This is a genomic window from Halomicrobium urmianum, assembly GCF_020217425.1.
Taxonomy (GTDB): Archaea; Halobacteriota; Halobacteria; order Halobacteriales; family Haloarculaceae; genus Halomicrobium; species Halomicrobium urmianum.
Window position 1 is genome coordinate 1,730,229 of sequence record NZ_CP084090.1, and the last position, 15,916, is coordinate 1,746,144.

At 70.9% G+C, this 15,916-nt stretch carries 17 protein-coding genes; 10 read left to right on the plus strand and 7 right to left on the minus strand.

What is annotated here, in order from left to right; translation table 11 throughout:
- Nucleotides 1-13: 13 nt before the first annotated feature.
- The 3 genes from LCY71_RS08400 to LCY71_RS08410 form a co-directional block, all read right to left on the minus strand.
- Nucleotides 14-1,150, minus strand: coding sequence for an ORC1-type DNA replication protein (locus LCY71_RS08400; protein WP_225332712.1), 1,137 nt, complete (start codon nucleotides 1,148-1,150; stop codon nucleotides 14-16).
- 165 nt (nucleotides 1,151-1,315) lie between these two features.
- Nucleotides 1,316-2,323, minus strand: a complete 1,008-nt coding sequence (locus LCY71_RS08405; protein ID WP_225332713.1) for a DUF8054 domain-containing protein — start codon at nucleotides 2,321-2,323, stop codon at nucleotides 1,316-1,318.
- Nucleotides 2,324-2,409: 86 nt separating this feature from the next.
- Nucleotides 2,410-2,844: a plastocyanin/azurin family copper-binding protein gene (locus LCY71_RS08410; protein ID WP_225332714.1), complete on the minus strand. Its 435-nt coding sequence runs from the start codon at nucleotides 2,842-2,844 to the stop codon at nucleotides 2,410-2,412.
- Between the two features lie 89 nt (nucleotides 2,845-2,933).
- Between LCY71_RS08410 and LCY71_RS08415 the strand changes: the two genes are divergently transcribed.
- From LCY71_RS08415 to LCY71_RS08425, 3 genes are all read left to right on the plus strand, one after another.
- Nucleotides 2,934-3,161 (plus strand): hypothetical protein, encoded by a 228-nt coding sequence (locus tag LCY71_RS08415; RefSeq protein WP_225332715.1) that lies wholly within the window; start codon nucleotides 2,934-2,936, stop codon nucleotides 3,159-3,161.
- A 112-nt stretch (nucleotides 3,162-3,273) separates the two neighbouring features.
- A complete protein-coding gene (locus LCY71_RS08420; RefSeq protein WP_263654250.1) occupies nucleotides 3,274-3,807 on the plus strand; it encodes a type IV pilin domain-containing protein in 534 nt (177 codons plus the stop codon).
- A gap of 111 nt (nucleotides 3,808-3,918) precedes the next feature.
- Nucleotides 3,919-5,271: an MFS transporter gene (locus LCY71_RS08425; protein WP_373325162.1), complete on the plus strand. Its 1,353-nt coding sequence runs from the start codon at nucleotides 3,919-3,921 to the stop codon at nucleotides 5,269-5,271.
- Nucleotides 5,272-5,284: 13 nt separating this feature from the next.
- Here the strand turns inward: LCY71_RS08425 and LCY71_RS08430 are convergent, their stop codons facing one another.
- Entirely contained in the window at nucleotides 5,285-5,551 is a 267-nt protein-coding gene (locus LCY71_RS08430; protein ID WP_225332717.1) for a hypothetical protein, read from the minus strand.
- Between the two features lie 44 nt (nucleotides 5,552-5,595).
- Nucleotides 5,596-7,671, minus strand: coding sequence for a helix-hairpin-helix domain-containing protein (locus LCY71_RS08435; protein WP_225332718.1), 2,076 nt, complete (start codon nucleotides 7,669-7,671; stop codon nucleotides 5,596-5,598).
- Between the two features lie 128 nt (nucleotides 7,672-7,799).
- On the opposite strand from LCY71_RS08435, the gene LCY71_RS08440 reads away from it, so the two are divergent.
- Nucleotides 7,800-8,414: a conditioned medium-induced protein 4 gene (locus LCY71_RS08440; protein ID WP_225332719.1), complete on the plus strand. Its 615-nt coding sequence runs from the start codon at nucleotides 7,800-7,802 to the stop codon at nucleotides 8,412-8,414.
- A gap of 45 nt (nucleotides 8,415-8,459) precedes the next feature.
- Complete coding sequence (locus LCY71_RS08445) at nucleotides 8,460-9,563, plus strand: tRNA (guanine(26)-N(2))-dimethyltransferase (RefSeq protein ID WP_225332720.1); 1,104 nt, start codon at nucleotides 8,460-8,462, stop codon at nucleotides 9,561-9,563.
- A 42-nt stretch (nucleotides 9,564-9,605) separates the two neighbouring features.
- On the opposite strand, the gene LCY71_RS08450 is transcribed toward LCY71_RS08445, so the two are convergent.
- Nucleotides 9,606-10,007 (minus strand): hypothetical protein, encoded by a 402-nt coding sequence (locus LCY71_RS08450; RefSeq protein ID WP_225332721.1) that lies wholly within the window; start codon nucleotides 10,005-10,007, stop codon nucleotides 9,606-9,608.
- A 168-nt stretch (nucleotides 10,008-10,175) separates the two neighbouring features.
- Between LCY71_RS08450 and LCY71_RS08455 the strand changes: the two genes are divergently transcribed.
- The gene (locus LCY71_RS08455; protein WP_373325123.1) at nucleotides 10,176-10,628 is read left to right on the plus strand and encodes a ribonuclease BN; all 453 of its coding nucleotides are present in this window, start codon (nucleotides 10,176-10,178) and stop codon (nucleotides 10,626-10,628) included.
- Nucleotides 10,625-11,530, plus strand: coding sequence for a phosphatase PAP2 family protein (locus LCY71_RS08460; RefSeq protein WP_225332722.1), 906 nt, complete (start codon nucleotides 10,625-10,627; stop codon nucleotides 11,528-11,530). The genes LCY71_RS08455 and LCY71_RS08460 overlap by 4 nt, the downstream gene beginning before the upstream one ends.
- Nucleotides 11,531-11,685: 155 nt before the next feature.
- Here LCY71_RS08460 and glnA read toward each other — a convergent pair whose 3' ends face one another.
- Complete coding sequence (glnA, locus tag LCY71_RS08465; protein WP_225332723.1) at nucleotides 11,686-13,035, minus strand: type I glutamate--ammonia ligase; 1,350 nt, start codon at nucleotides 13,033-13,035, stop codon at nucleotides 11,686-11,688.
- 126 nt (nucleotides 13,036-13,161) lie between these two features.
- On the opposite strand from glnA, the gene lrp reads away from it, so the two are divergent.
- The 3 genes from lrp (at nucleotide 13,162) to LCY71_RS08480 (ending at nucleotide 15,868) form a co-directional block, all read left to right on the plus strand.
- Entirely contained in the window at nucleotides 13,162-13,617 is a 456-nt protein-coding gene (gene lrp, locus LCY71_RS08470) for an HTH-type transcriptional regulator Lrp (RefSeq protein ID WP_225332724.1), read from the plus strand.
- A gap of 95 nt (nucleotides 13,618-13,712) precedes the next feature.
- Nucleotides 13,713-14,303 (plus strand): TetR/AcrR family transcriptional regulator, encoded by a 591-nt coding sequence (locus LCY71_RS08475; protein WP_225332725.1) that lies wholly within the window; start codon nucleotides 13,713-13,715, stop codon nucleotides 14,301-14,303.
- Nucleotides 14,300-15,868, plus strand: coding sequence for an MATE family efflux transporter (locus tag LCY71_RS08480; protein ID WP_225332726.1), 1,569 nt, complete (start codon nucleotides 14,300-14,302; stop codon nucleotides 15,866-15,868). The genes LCY71_RS08475 and LCY71_RS08480 overlap by 4 nt, the downstream gene beginning before the upstream one ends.
- Nucleotides 15,869-15,916 lie beyond the last annotated feature (48 nt).

Consider the following 15,916-nt stretch of genomic DNA (forward strand, 5'->3'; position numbering starts at 1 on the left):
ACACTTCTCTCCGCTACTCCTCCTCAAGCCGGTCGAGGACGGCGTCGGCGTCGTACTGCAGGGTCAGCTCCCGCGACCGGCCGCGGCCGTCGACGTCGGTGTAGGTGGCCTCGACGATGCCGAGCTGGTCGAGCTTGTTGACGATCTCGGAGTAGCGGGTGTAGCCGAGGTCGGTGCGCTCGTTGAAGGCCTCGTAGATGTCGCCGGCGGTCTCGCCCTCGTGCTCGGCGACGACGCCGACGAGGGCGCTCTCGGAGTCGGACAGCTCCTGGAGGCGCCGCGAGAGGTGGACGTACTTGGACTTGTCGTAGGCCGCCTCGACGTCCGCCAGTTCGACGGTGCGGGAGGCGCGCATCTCGGCGTTCATGCCGGCCCGTCGCAGGAGGTCGATGCCCACCCGGAGGTCGCCGCCCTGCTCCTCGGTGCACTCGGCCACGCGGTCGAGCACGGGCGCGTCGACGACGCCGTCGTGGAACCCGCGGTCGACCCGCTCGCGGAGGATGTCCACGATCTCGCCCTGGTCGTACTTGTTGAAGTAGATCTCCTCGGGGCGGAAGACGCTCTGGACGCGGGTGTCCAGCGAGTCGATGACGTCGAGGTCGAGGTCCGAGGAGATGCAGATGACGCCGATCTTGGCGCCGGAGTGGGCCTCGTGGGCGCGCAGCAGCGAGTATAGCGTGTCGGAGGCCTCCGACTCGTAGAAGAGGTAGTTGACGTCGTCGAGGGCGACCACGAGCACCTCCTCCCGATCCACGAGGCGGTCGGTGATCTGCGAGAACAGCTTCTTGAAGGAGATCCCGGAGGAGGGCGGCTCGTACTCGAAGATCTCCGCGAACAGCCGCGAGAACACGGAGTAGCGGGTCGAGTCCACCTGGCAGTTGACCCGGACGGCCTGGACGTCGGTCTGGGCCGTCAGCTCGTCGAAGAGGATCTGGGTGGCCGTGGTCTTCCCCGTTCCGGGCGGGCCGCGGGCGATGACGTTCAGCGGGCGCGAGCCCCGGACGGCCGGCCTGAGCGCGTACTTCAGGTTCTCCATCTGGGTCTCGCGGTGTTTGAACGTCTCCGGGACGTAGTCGATCTCGAAGACGTGCTCGTCCCTGAAGACGGACTCGTCCCAGGAGAGCATGCCCTCCTCGGGATCGTCGCTCATCACTTTCACCGCGGTGCTGACGGCACTTAACGATTCCCCAGCCCCGCGGCGGAAGTGTAACTGGGACGCATCTGGACCGGAAACGAGGGGTGCGAATAGCTGTCCGGCCGCAGTCGAGCGGTTTCCGACCGGACGCGGGCGCCGGGATCCGCCCGGGCGTCCCCGCTACACCTCCACCTCGTCGACGCGCTGCTCGAAGAGTCGCTCGCCGGTATCGGCACACGTCGCGGCTACCACGTCGTAGGACCGACAGCAGGACTCGACGGTCTCGGTGCCGAACTCGACCGCGCCGTCGCCGGTCGGACAGGTCTCGAGGAACAGGCGCAAGCCGTTCAGCAGCTGGCCCTTCTGCCGGGCCGGCAGGTCCGACCAGCCGGGGAGCCCCTCGTCCTCGAAGACGCGCGCGGCGGCGACGTCGGCCACGAGCGCGGCCTCGGAGGGCCACTGGCCGAGCCGGCGGTCGTCCCGCCAGAGGACGCGCGCCTCGTCGTACTCCTTGATCTCGTACTCGCCGTCCTCCAGGCCGAAGGCCGCGGCGGCGTCGGGCGCCTCGACGGACTCGGCCGCGACCGACTCCATCTCGTCGGTCCACCGGTCCTCGAAGTCGTCGGTCAGACAGAGGTCGTCGCGGTCGTCACACGGCTCGAGCAGGCCCGCCTCCACGAGGAAGCGCTCGGCGTCCGGTTTCCCGTCGGCCGCCGCTGCGTCCGCCTCGGCGTCCGCGGACTCCCCGTCGGAGTGGCCCGCGTCGTCGCCGGTCGCGGTTCCGTCGCCGTTCCGGTCCGCCGCGGTGCCGTTCTGCCCCGGTGCAGCGCCGTTCCCCGTCGGTCCACCCGTGTCGAGTTCGCCGGTGGCACCCGTGGGCTCGCTTCGCTCGCCCACGCTGCCCAGCCCCGTGTACGTGGGCGGATCCGGGTCCTTGCCGAACCAGGCCAGGACCTCCCGCGGGAGGTACCGTTTCGTCAGCGTCGGCGTCCCCGGGACCAGGTAGCCCCGCAGGTAGATCAGGACCGCAGCGGCGGCGAACGCGAGCGCCCCCTTCGCTTTCGACCGCCGTCCTACCGCGACGGCGACCCCGGCCGCGATGACCAGGTTCACTACCGTGCAGGGGAGACAGCGGTTCTCCCCGATGTACTCCGGCTGCCTGAGCGCGTCGAGTGCGTCTGAACTCATCACGTATGTAATTGGAGTGTAACGAAATAAAACGTGCCGCTCCGGACGGCCCGGTCAGAATCGACGATCAGCACCGCCCTCCGTCGTCAGCCCCCGTCTTCGACCTCGATCGTCCCCGTCATGCCGCTCGTGACGTGAGGGACGCAGACGTAGTCGTAGCTCCCGGGCACCTCGAAGGTGTGCTCGAACGTCGCGCCGACCGCCTCCGTCTCGTAGGTGCTGTCGCCCTCGTAGGACGTGAAGGGATCGGCGCCCTCGGGCAGCGCCGTCCGGGCGAGCTCGTCCGGGTCGCAGGCGACGTTGTGGTTCCGGCTCTCGAAGGACCACGTCACGGTCGTCCCCGCCGGGACGGTCAGCGTCTCCGGCCGGAAGGCGAGGCTGTCCCGCGGGCCCGCGAGCACCTCGTTCTGCTCGCGGTCGAGTTCGGCCTCGCTACCGCTACCGAGACACCCCGCGAGGCTCCCGACGACCGTCGCCCCCGCCGCCAGTGCCCCGCGTCGGAGCAGGTCACGCCGTCGCATAGCGGGGCCAGGGCCGCGCGACACAGATAGGTTTCCGTTCGGCGCGACCGGCGGAACGATCGCGACGCGGCGGCGTCTCGCTCCGGTCCGTGGAGCGCGAGCGACCCCGCTCGACGGTCCGCGCCAGCGCGGCGAGCGTCGCCGGACTGCTCGCCGCTGGCGGTGCCGTCGCCGTCCTCCCCGCCCGCTCTGCTCTCGCCGGCGGTAACCCGCGCTACTGCGCGGGCGGGCCGGGATCCTCCGGCGCGATCACACTGGGGCTGGTCGCCCTCGTGGTCCGGTGGCTCACCGCTCGGCTTCTGCTTCGGCAGCGGTGATCGGGCGGTCGACGGCACCGGTGCCCGCGCCCGACGACGGCGGCGAGCGATTTCCGCTCGTGAAACTGACGGGTATATTTAACGACGGGACTCGATATTTCCACGACGGACTATAGCGGAAAGCGGGTCGCGGGGAGCGGGCGAGCGGGCGGTCTCGTCGATCGTCGGCGTCGTCCTCCTGATAGCCATCGCCGTCGTTCTGGCTGCGGTCGTGGCGACGGTGGCGCTGGGATTCGAGTCCGAGCTCCGGGAGCCGCCACCCAGCGGGACCTTCGAGACCGACTACGTTCCGAGCGGCGAGGACAACACTGACCACAGGCCCTACGTCACGATCACCTACCGGAGCGGGGAGACGGCAGACGCGACGAACATCTACATCGTCGACGAGGACGGCAACTCGGTCACGTGGCGGGACGTCTGGACCGGCGGGCCCGAGGTCCGCGCCGGCGAGTACGTCCACGTCGACGGCAACCAGAGCGACGGGGCGCTGAACGACCTCTGCGCGGCCGGCCAGGCCTATCGGGTCGTCTACCGCGAGGACGGGCAGTCGAACCTCGCCCTCGAGTGGACCGCACCCAGTGATCCGTCGCTCCCGTCGAGTTCCTCGTCCGACGACGACGGCGACGGGGTCCCCGACTGGTGCTGACGGCTGCTGGTGCGGCGTCCGTCGCCGGCTTGCCTCGACCGACGGTCTAATCGGGGACCGCTCCTAGCACCGTTCGTGAACGGCAACGACCGAGCGATCGTCGCGCTCGTGATGGTGGGCCACGCGCTGGTGCACACCTACGAGCTGGCCGTCCCGATCTTCCTGCCGATCTGGCTGGCCGAGTTCTCGGTGATCGACCTCGGGGTCGCGCAGGTCGCGGTGACGACGGCGACGCTGGGAGCCGTGGTGACGCTCGGCTACGGCCTGTTCGGCGTCGGCGCCCTGCCGGCGGGCGTGCTCGTCGACCGGTACGGGTCGCGGCGGCTCATCGCCGGCTGTCTGGCCGGCATGGCCGTGGCGTTCGTCCTGCTCGGCCTCGCGCCGAACGTCGTCGCCATCGCCGTGGCGCTGGTGGTCTGGGGCGTCGCGGCCTCGGTCTACCACCCCGCCGGGCTGGCGCTCGTCTCCAAGGGCGTCCAGGAGCGCGGCACCGGGTTCGCGTACCACGGCGTCGCCGGCAACCTCGGCACCGGCCTCGGGCCGCTGGCGGCCGCCGTCCTCCTGCTCGTCCTCGAGTGGCGCACCGTGGCGCTGCTGCTGGCCGCGCCCGCCCTCGTCGGCGCCGCTTACGCCGTCCGCGCCAGGTTCGACGAGACGGCGGCCGTCGAACCGGAGACCGTGACCGACGGGGGCGACGACCCGGAGGCGGGCGACGCCGGCGACCACGGCCCGGGCGGTGAGGCGAGCGACGTCTCCGCGAGCCGATCCTCGTCAGAGCGGCGCTCTGACGGCGGCGTGGACTCGCTCACCGCCTTCCTCGGCGAGTCGCGGCGGCTGTTCGCCAGCGCGTTCGCGCTCGTGTTCGTCGTCGTCGCGTGCTCCGGGCTGTACTACCGCGGCATCCTGACCTTCCTGCCGGAACTGCTGGGCGACCTGCCCGGGTTCGAGCCCGTCGCCGTCGCCGCCGTGCTGCCCGACGCCCTGTCGACCGCCGTCGGCGTCGAGGCGGGCGACGGCCGCACCCTGGAGCCGGGGCGGTACTTCTACTCGGCGCTGCTGCTGGTCGGCGTGGTCGGGCAGTACGCCGGCGGCAAACTCACCGACCGCGTCCCCGTCGAGTACGGCGTCGTCGGCGGCTTCGGCGTCCTCGCGGTCCTGGCGCTGCTGTTTGTCCCCGTCGCGAACCTCGGCGTCGGCCCGCTGCTGGCCTTCGGCGCGGTGCTCGGCGTCGCCCTGTTCGGCGTCCAGCCCGTCGAGCAGGCCACCGTCGCCGAGTACACCCCCGCGGACACCCGCGGGCTCTCCTACGGGTTCACCTACCTCGGCGTCTTCGGCGTCGGCGCGCTGGGCGCGACCGTCGCCGGGACCGCCCTCGCCGTCGCCGGGCCGCCGGCGCTGTTCGGGGTGCTGGCCGTCCTCGCCGCCGCCGCGGCGACGGTGGGCGTGGTTCTCCTTCGGCGGTGACCGGGAGACGACCTCAGGCGACGGACCGCCGCGTCCGCCGCACCAGCAGCCAGTTCGCGCCGGCGGCCGAGAGCAGACCGACCGCGAGCGCTAGCGTTCCCCGTACGCGGCCGAGATCGAACGTGACGTGCGCGTAGACCACCGTACCGAAGAGCGCTTCCAGAACCCCGATCAGGGCCGCCTCGCCGTCGCGATCGGCGACGTACGAGTCGGTCGCGATCAGGAGGCAGCCGGCGGCGCTGAGAACGAGCAGACTGCCGCCGAGACCGGCCGTCGCCATGTGCTCACGTCGTAACAGCTCAGCGAACAGTCTCGGACCTGGGTTCAGAACTTCTCCAGCAGGTCCCCGTAGAACGCGGCGTCCTCGTCGCTCGCGGCGTCGCCGTCGGCGAGCTTCTCGACGATCAGCTCCGGCGTCGAGCGGGCGAGCGTCCCCTTGACGGGCGAGCGGTTCACGCGCAGTTCGCCGTCCTCCAGCCCCTCGGCCTGGATGCCGTCCACGGTGAGGTCGGCGTCGGCGGCGTCGATGACGTCGCCGGCGAGGTGGGAGACGAAGACGGCGGTGGCGTCGCGCTCGGCCAGCGCCTCCAGGATGCCCGCGATGATGGTCGCCGCGGCGCCGGGCTCGGTGATGCTCTCCAGCTCGTCTACCAGCACCATCACGCCCGCGTCGCTCGCCTCCCCGCCGTCTGCCGCCGCGACGTCGCCGCCACCCTCGCCGGCGTCGTCCACACCCGTCACCAGGTCGCCGAACTGCCGCAGCGTCGACTCGAAGGCGCCGGCGTCCAGCGTCCCCTGTGTCTTGGCGTGGTAGTGCAGCTCGCGGACGCGCTCGATGCGTGCGTCCTCGGCGGGGACGGGCAGGCCCATGTGCGCGAGCGTGGTCACCAGCCCCACCAGGTCCAGCGTGGAGGTCTTGCCGCCGCTGTTGACGCCCGAGAGCAGCGCGACCCCGTCGACGCGGTAGTCGACGGGCTCGACCTCGTCGAAGGGGACGTCCAGCAGGGGCGAGCGGCCGCCCTCGACGGCGAAGCCCTCGACGGGCTCGGCCGCCGCCTCGTCGTCGCTCACTCCGCTCACCGCCGGCATCGCGCACTCGAAGTCGCGGGCGAACCGCGAGATCGCCAGCTCCACGTCCAGTTCCAGCGCCGCGTCGACCAGCGCCTCGGCGTCCTCGCGCAGCCCGGCGAGGTCGTCGGCCAGGTCGCGTTTGAGCCGGGCCGCGCGTCGGTCGCGGGCCGTCGTCAGTTCCTCGCGGAGCCGCGAGACGACGTCTTCCTCGCGCTCGACGGGGTAGGTCGGTTCGTCGGGGAACGCCCGCCGGGCGATCGACTCCGTGTCCTCGAGTTCGAGCGCGTCGACGAGGTGGTCGCGGGCCTTCCCGACGGCGGCGGCGTACTCGTCGGACAGCTCCCGCGAGAGCAGCGAGTCGACGCCCGCGCCCCGTTCGACCAGCGACAGCAGGTCCGTCCCCTCGATGGTGACGTCCCGCTCCTCGATGGCCTCCCGGAGGTGGTCGTTGGCGACCGACTCCGCCGTGGAGACGGCCGCGTCGAGGTCGTCGACGGCCGTCGTCAGCCGGTCCAGTTCGTCGTCGTCGCGGACGCCGCCCTCCTCGTCCAGCCGCTCTAAGGCGCCCTCGAGCGTGTCGAGGTCGCAGGGCGGTTCGAGGTCGGCCGCACGATGCACTCGCGCCGCCGCCCGCAGGCGGTCACGGTTGCGCGCGAAGAAGGCCAGCGGCCGCTCCGGGACGACGTCGGCGGGGTTCTCGAGGGCGTCGGGCTCGACGCGGACGTCGCCCTCGACGTCGACCCCGGAGAACGCCTCGTCGAGGACGACCACGGTCGCGTAGCTGCGGGCCAGCTCGCCCACCTGACGCGCGTCGTCGACCACCTCGACGCTGACCTCCGGGATGGCCTCCTTCGCCTCGGCGTAGCGCTCGGCGTCGCTGGTGGCCAGACACCGGTCGCGCACGCGCACGTCGCCCGGCTCGGTCAGGGGCTCGACGTCTCCCAGCGCGTCGAGCACCGCCTCGGTGGGCTCGCGGTCCATCGCCTCGCGGGCGAACGCCCGCACCTCGCGGATGCGGCCGGGCTCGCCGCTGGGGTACAGCGTCTCCAGGCGCTTCGCGGCGTAGTCCGTGACGGTCCGCTCCTCGAGCAGGTCCAGCGCCGACCGGTATATCTCCCGGGCCCGGTCCGTGGCCGGGAAGCCGCCGGGGTCGTCGTGCTCGGCCCGGATGGCCGCCCGGGCGATGCGCGCCGCTCGCCCCTCGCTGACGCCCGGGGCCTTCGCCAGCGTCGCCACGTCGCCCTCCCGCAGGGCCCGCTCGGGCTCCTCCAGCTCCCTGAGTGCGGCGGCGGTCTTGGCTCCCACGCCCGGGACCGATTCCAACTCCATCGACCCCCCTTTCGTCGTCGTTCAGGAAAAACCCTCCCGCTCGCCTCGCGGCCCGCGGGCATCGCCCGGGTGTGATCCGACGGCAGGGCGACAGATTCTTCCCCGTTCGCGCCCGCATTCCACGTCTGATGGACGAGAAGACCGAGGAGCTCCGTGACATCTTCGTGGACGTCTCCGGGGAGGAGACCGTCACGGAGTCCCAGGAGGACGATCGAGGCACGCTGGCGGGCGACGAGGAGGGGGTCGAACAGCGCCTGTCCGACGCGATCGATGGGCTCCGCGAGCGCTTCCCGTTCGAGGTCGACCTCGGCGAGGAGGCCCTCGTGACGGTCGTTCGACGGTTCTACGACGGCGACGACGACGCGGCCATCGCCGAGGAGGTCGGTGCCGACCCGGCCGACGTCTTCGCCGCGCGGATGGACCTGCACCTGTTCCGCGAGGACGAGGCCGACCTGCCGGTGGACTTCGGCGAGCTGCGCGACCTGCTGGACGCGGGCGCGGACGACGAGGCAGTCGCCGACGAGTTCGGCGTCTCGACCGACGAGGCGGGCCGCTACCGCCGGGTCGTTCGCGCTCGCGACGAGGCCCGCTCGGTCAGCTATCGCTTCCAGAGCGAGTACGAGGACGCGCTCACCGACGCCGGCCTCGCCGCGACGATGACGGAGACCATCCGCGACGACGGCCTCCGCGAAGCGACGGAGGACATCGGCTCGCTGGAGGAGGACGCCGACGTCGACTTCTGACGGAGCTTCGAATCGCTTACGGCCGCCCGCCCGCTCCCCGCAGGTATGCGCGTCGAGGAGGGCCAGGTGACCGTCGAGGCGCCCGAGCAGGCCGACGCCGGGAAGGGCGAGAACGTCTTCTTCAACCCGGTGCAGGAGCTGAACCGCGATCTGACCGTCGCGGCGCTGCGAGCGTACCGCGAGCGCGAGCCGCGCGCCGAGTCCTACCTCGACGCGACGGCCGCCACCGGCGTCCGGGGCGTCCGCGCCGCCGCGGACGGCTGGCAGGCGACGCTCTGTGACGTCGACCCGGAGGCGGTCGACCTCTGCGAGCGCAACCTCGAGCGGAACGGGCTGGCCGCCGAGGTCCGCCACGAGGACGCCAACGTGACGATGCACCGGGACGCCTTCGACGTGGTCGACGTCGACCCGTTCGGGACGCCAATCCCGTTCGCCGACGCCGCCTTCAGGGGGACCCGGGACCTCGTCTGCGTCACCGCGACCGACACCGCGCCGCTCTGCGGCGCCCACTTCGAGAGCGGCGTCCGATCCTACAGTGCCGTCCCCCGGAACACGGAGTACCACGCCGAGATGGGCGTCCGGATCCTGCTGGGTGCGATGGCCCGCACGGCGGCCCGCTACGACCTGGCCGCCCGGCCGCTGCTCACGCACGCGACCAAGCACTACGTCCGCACCTACCTGGAACTGGACCGCGGTGCCGGCGTCGCCAACGACGCGATCGACGAACTGGGGCACGTCTACCACTGTCAGCACTGCCTCTGGCGGGACTCCGACCGCGGCCTGCTGGCCGACGCGCCCGAGGCGTGTCCGAACTGCGGGCGGCACCTCCAGACGGCCGGCCCGCTCTGGCTCACCCGGACCTGTGAGCCCGACTTCGCCGAGGCGGTCGAGCCCCACCTCTCCGAGGACATGGGCACCGCCGCCGAGGCAGCAAACCTGCTGGGGACGCTCGCCGCCGAGCTACCGACGCCGACCCACTACGACCAGCACCGGCTCTGCAAGCGGTGGGGTCGGGGCGCCTCATCGATGGACGACTTCCTCGAGAAACTGCGGGCCGCCGGCTTCGAGGCCTCCCGAACGCACTACGGCGGGACGACGTTCAAGACGGACGCGGACGTGGCGGCGATCCGCGACGCGACCGCCGAGTAAGCTCGTCTTACGCCGTCCGCGTACGTCGTTCGTGCCCGATAGCTACGCCGCACTCGACCCGCGGATCCACGCGACCAGATCGGCGGCCAGTGCGTAGAACGGCCGCAGGAAGTGATTCGCCATGGCCGCCAGGCCGACCAGGCCGCCGGCCGCCTGGAGTTCGCCGGGCGTCGCGCCCAGCAGCACCAGTGCGGTCACGGCCGCGGCCGCGGCGCCCGTCCACAGGTCCGCGAGGTACCGGTCGATGTCGTGGCCGACGACGACCCCCACGTCGGGCAGTCGGTCGCGGACCGCGAAGAGGGCGACGCTCGCGGCGGCGAACGCGACCACCACGGGGAGGTCGGCCCCGGTACCGACCAGGCTCGCTCCGACGAGGAGGGCGCTCGCCACGAGCAGCTGGACAGTCAGGGCGGCCGTCGTCCGGACCAAGGCGCGTCGTCGCACGTGTCGCCGGTGGGCGCCGCCGCTCATAGACTTTCTCCTCTCGGATCGCCTGTCGGGCCGCTGACGCCACGCCGGCGGTTCCGGCATCCGGTTGGGGCGGTGCCTAACGCCGTTCACACCGGAAACGACCGGCACTTACAACAGGCTACCGGTCGCAATAGACACACGATGACAGCCGTGGACGACGGCGACGGCGAGACGCCGCCGCCCGGCACCCAGGCCGAGCCGATCCAGTCGGACGGAACCGAGACCGACGACCGCCGTGGGGTCTCGGAGATCGACGCCAGCGACGTCGCACAGCTGCGTGCCGACTTCGAGGCGTTCCGCGAGGACGTCGAGGAGCGGACGCTCCCCCGTGACGAGGTCGAATCCGACCTCCGGAAGTACGTCCGCAAGCGGATGCGACGGGGGCACGCCCGCGGCTGGGGGCCGTACCTCGTGTTGCTGTACGGGACCGCGATGACCCTCGGCGCTTTCTACTTCCTCGGCGGCGGCTGGGCCATCCTCGCGATGGTCGTGGTCTGGCTGTCGACGCTCGGGCTGTACGCGCTGATGCTCATCGTGGGCATCGGAATCGAAGTCGTCGGTCTCCCCGGGAAGGTGATGGACCGGGTCAGATGATCCGCGCGGTCGGCGTCGGCGACCTGCTCGCCGGTCTCGGCGACCCGTTCGTCCTGCTGGCGGCGCTGCTCACCCAGCTGGGTGACGCGTGGTTCCTCACGCTCGTCGCCGCCGTGACCTACTGGTACGGCCCGACTACCGGCGTGCTCGACCGGCGGCGAGCGGCCGTCGTCGTCGCCTGCCTGTTCGGCGGCCTCGCAGCGCTGGTTGTCCTCAAGCCGCTCGTGGGCCTGCCCCGGCCGCCCGGAGCGGGGGTGCCCCCGGAGACGGCCCTCGTGCCGCCCGCCCTCGACCCGGTGTACGCCTGGATGGCCACCGGCGAGGGCCACGGCGTTCCCAGCGGCCACGCCCTCGGGACCACCGTCGTCTACGGCGCGCTCGCGTGGGCGCTCGACTGGGGCCGCAGGCGGACGCGAATCGCCGCGGCGGCGACGCTCGTGGTCGTCGTCTCACTCACCCGCCTCGTCCTCGGCGTCCACTACCTCGTGGACGTGATCGCCGGGACCGCGGCCGGACTGGCCGTCGTCGCCCTCGTCGTGGGCGTCCTGGGGACGACGGGACGCGCGTTCGCGGCGGCGACCGGCGTCGCCGCCCTCGGACTCGCGCTGGTCGGCCCGCTCCACGACGTCGTCGCCACCGTCGGGGTCTGTGCCGGCGCGGCGGCGGCGTGGTTCGCCGTCGGCGACCGGCGGCCGGTCCCGACCCGTCGCGGCGCGGCCGCGACGGTCCTGTTCGGCTCGGTCACGGCCCTGCCGCTCCTGACCGTCGCGAGCCTGTGGTCCGAGGCCGGGTCGCTCGCCGCGGTGCTCGGGGCGGCCGGCGGGACCCTGCTCGTGGCGGCGCCGCTGGCCGGCGAGTGGTTGGCGGGCGCGGTCGGCTCCTCGCGGCCGGTCGGCAACTGATCGAGTGCGGTCGGACGGCCGTCGTATCCGAGTAGCCCCGCCGCTCGCGACCTGGCGTGGAGCGCGGAGAGAGCCCGAGAAGCGGGCCGCGAGAAGCGAACGGTGAGAGACGAGCGAAAGCCGCAGAACGCACCGACGAGAGCCGAGACGCGAATCTAGAACTTCTCGAGGTAGCGGTCGATCTCCCAGTCGGAGACCTCGACGATGTACTCCTCGTACTCCTGGGTCTTGGCCTCGACGAAGTTGTCGTAGACGTGCTCGCCGAGGGCGTCCTGGACGACCTCGTCCTGCTGCAGGGCCTCGACGGCCTCGCCGAGGTTCGACGGCAGCGTGGTGATGCCGTACTCCTCGCGCTTGGCCTCGTCGAACTCGTAGATGTTCTCGCGGACCGGGTCGTCGCAGTCGAGGTCGCGCTCGATGCCGTCGAGGCCGGCGTGGATGAGCGCGGCGAAGGCGAGATAGGGGTTACACGACGGGTCCGGGAAGCGGGCCTCGATGCGCGAGGCGGCCGGAGTGCGGGCGGCGGGCTTGCGGATCAGCGCCGAGCGGTTGCGGTCGGACCAGGCGACGTAGACGGGCGCCTCGTAGCCCGGCACCAGGCGCTTGTAGGAGTTCACGGTCGGGTTCGTGACGGCGGCCAGCGCCTCGGCGTGGTCGAGGATGCCGGCGGTGAACTGCTTGGCCTCCTCGCTCAGGTTGAACTCGTCGTCCTCGTCGTGGAACGCGTTCTCGCCGTCCTCGAACAGCGAGAAGTGCGTGTGCATGCCCGAACCGTTGATGCGGGCGATGGGCTTGGGCATGAACGTCGCGTGCAGGTCGTGCTCGGCCGCGATGGCGCGGACGACGGCGCGGAAGGTGGCGACGTTGTCGGCCGTGCTGAGGGCGTCGTCGTAGGTGAAGTTGATCTCGTGTTGCCCCTCGGCGACCTCGTGGTGACTGGCCTCGATGTCGAAGCCCATGTCCTCCAGGCCGTAGATGATGTCGCGGCGGACGTCCTGCGCGAGGTCCTTGGGCGCGAGGTCGAAGTAGCCGCCGGCGTCGTTGGTCTTCGTCGTCGCGCGCCCCTCCTCGTCCTCCTCGAACAGGAAGAACTCGGGCTCGGGAGCGGCGTTGACCGTGTAGCCCATGTCCTCGGCGCGCTGGATGGCGCGCTTGAGGACGCCGCGCGGGTCACCGGCGAAGGGCTGGCCGGTCGAGGTGTCGATCACGTCGCAGATGAGCCGTGCGGCGGCGCTCTCCTCGTCGTTGCGCCACGGGAGCACGGCGAACGTCGACGGGTCCGGGTCCAGGCGCATGTCGGACTCCTGGATGCGGACGAAGCCGTTGATGGAGGAGCCGTCGAAGTAGATGCCCTCCGTGAACGCCTTCTCGGCCTGCTCGGCCGGCACGGAGACGTTCTTGACCGTCCCCAGGATGTCCGTGAACTGCAGGCGCAGGAAGTCTACGTTCTTCTCCTCGATTTCGTCGAGTACCGCTTGTGCCTCGTCGGAGAGTTCGCTTGTCATCTTTGGACACCGGAGAAGACTGTCGCTATTACTAAAGGGCTGCCCTTTTGCGCAAACATTACGCACTCGTCTATCGGAATTGGATATTCGTAAAATTCTAATCCCCGGGGTACGTTTCGGCGTGTAATGACGTATGAAAATCTGGATCGGAAGCTAGTGAATGAACTCCTCGGCGACGGCCGCGCCAGCCTGCGGAGCCTCGGCGAGGAGCTGGACGTCTCCGTGACCACGGTCTCGAACCACCTCTCAGAGCTCGAAGAGGAGGGGATCATCGACGGGTACACCCCGAAGGTCGATTACGACGCGCTGGGGTACGACGTCACCGCGATCGTCCAGCTCAAGGTCGAGGGCTCCTCGCTGCCGGAGGTCACCGAGACCCTCAGACAGCACAAGCAGATGATCTCCGTCTACGAGGTCACCGGCGACTACGACATCATCGCCGTCGGCAAGTTCACCGACACCGACGGGATGAACGCCCAGATCAAGGAGCTCCTGACCGACCCCGAGATCAAGGAGTCCAACACCAGCGTCGTCCTCAACGCCGCCAGCGAGAACGAGCAGTTCGAACTGGACGTTGAGTAGCCGGCGGGAAGACCCGTCGTAGCCGCGGTGCGGTCCGACCAGCCTCGGCACCCTTTCCAAAGGTTCTTGACTGACCGGTTAGTCAAATACCGTCAATGAGCGAGCCCTCCGAAGACATCATGCAGGCCGCCTTCCGGGCTCTCTGCGAACACGGCTACGCCGACCTCACGATGCGCGACATCGCGGCGGAGGCCGACCGGAGCAAGGCGTCGCTGCACTACCACTACGAGAGCAAGCACGGGCTCATGCTGGCGTTCCTCGACCACCTCTTCGAGCACTTCACGGACCGCGTCGGGACGGTGGACCCCGACGGCGACCCGGACGAGCAGCTGCGCACGTTCGTCGACGAGGTGCTGCACCCGCCCGGGGACGGCATCCGCGAGTTCCGGACCGCGCTGCTGGAGATCAAGGCCCAAGCCCCCTACGACGAGGCCTTCCGCGAGCGACTGGCCGCGTTCGACGAGCACATCCGCGAGAACGTGTCCGCGGCCGTCGCCGCCGGCGTCGATCAGGGCGTCTACCGCGAGGACGCCGTTCCCGACGCTGTCGCCCGTTTCGTCCTGACGCTGGCCGACGGCGCCCAGTCCCGTCACGTCGTCGCGGGCGCCGACCCGGACGACGCGATGGCCGTCTTCGAGTCGTACGTCGAGAGCCGCCTGCTGGCCGACCGGGAGGTGCACGCGTGAGCGCGCGACGGGCGCTCCGGCGCGTAGCCGACCGGCTCGACGGCCTGTTCAAGGGCCAGGACGATCTGGAGCTCACCAGCGGCGACATCGGCCGGCCCCTCTTCTTCCTCTCCCTGCCGATCATCGTCACGAACCTCCTGCAGGTCGCCTACAACCTCGCGGACACCTTCTGGCTGGGCCAGTACAGCACCGAGGCGCTGGCTGCGATCAGCTTCGGCTTCCCGCTCGTGTTCTTCCTCATCTCGCTGGGGATGGGCGTCTCCGTCGCCGGCAGCGTCCTCGTCGCCCAGCACACCGGAGCCGACGAGCCCGAGAAGGCCCAGTACGCGGCCTCACAGACCGTCACCTTCGCCGTGATCGTCTCGCTGGTGCTCGGCGTGGTCGGCTACTTCTTCGTCGAGGAGTTCCTCGCACTGCTGGGGGCGTCCCCGGCGGTCCTCCCGGGAGCGACGGCCTACCTCGAGGTGATGTCGCTGGGGCTGTCGGCCATGTTCGGGTTCCTCGTGTTCATCGCGCTGATGCGCGGCGCGGGCGACACCATCACGCCGATGCTCGTGATGTTCGGGACGGTCGTACTCAACGTCATCCTCGACCCGTTTCTCATCTTCGGGTGGACCGTCGCCGAGGGGCTCCCGCTGGTCGGGACGATCGGCTTCCCCGAACTCGGCGTCGAGGGCGCGGCCATCGCGACCATCTTCTCGCGTGCGGTGGCGCTCGTCGTCGGCCTGGGGATCATGCTCCGCGGTCACCGCGGCGTGAAGATCCGACCCAGACACATGGTGCCCGATCCCGAGTACGTCCCCCGGCTCGTGCGCATCGGCGTGCCCGCCTCCATCGAGGGGACCGGTCGATCCATCTCGGTCAACCTCATGCTGGTCGTCGTGAGCACCTTCTCCACGCCCGTCGTGGCCGCGTTCGGCGTCGGCACCCGGATCTTCTCGCTGATCTTCATGCCCGCTATCGCCGTCGACCGCGGCGTCGAGACGATGACCGGGCAGAACATCGGCGCCGGCGAGCCCGACCGCGCCGAGACGGCCAACCACTTCGCCGCGAAGGCCTCCTTCCTCATCCTCGCGGCCGTCGGCGTGGTCGTGTTCTTCGTCGCCCCGGCCGTCGTCCAGCTGTTCAGCGACGACCCCGAAGTGGTCCGGGTCGGCGCCGAGTTCCTCCGCTGGGTCGCTCCGACCTTCGGCTTCATCGGCGTCGTCCGCGCCTACTCCGGCGGCTTCCGCGGGTCCGGCAAGGTGCTGATCTCCGCCGCGCTGGCCATCCTGATGCTCGGGTTCATCCGCCTGCCCGTCGCCTGGGTCGCCTCCCGCGTCGTCGACGTCTCCGTGGTCTCGGTTCCGATTCCGGGCTTCGGCACGTTCCAGACCGACGTCCTCGCCGGGACGTTCGTGGCCGACGCCTTCGCCCACTCGCTCGGCTCGCGGGGCATCTGGCTCGGCTTCGCCGTCTCGAACGCCCTCGCCGCCCTGCTCGCCTACGCCTGGTTCAAGCGGGGCACCTGGCGCGAGGCCGACCTCACCGACGACCCGACGGTCGCCGCGGCCGCGGACGACTGACCGGTCCCCGCTCGCGCCGGCCCGTCGTCTCTTCCGCCGCGACCTGAA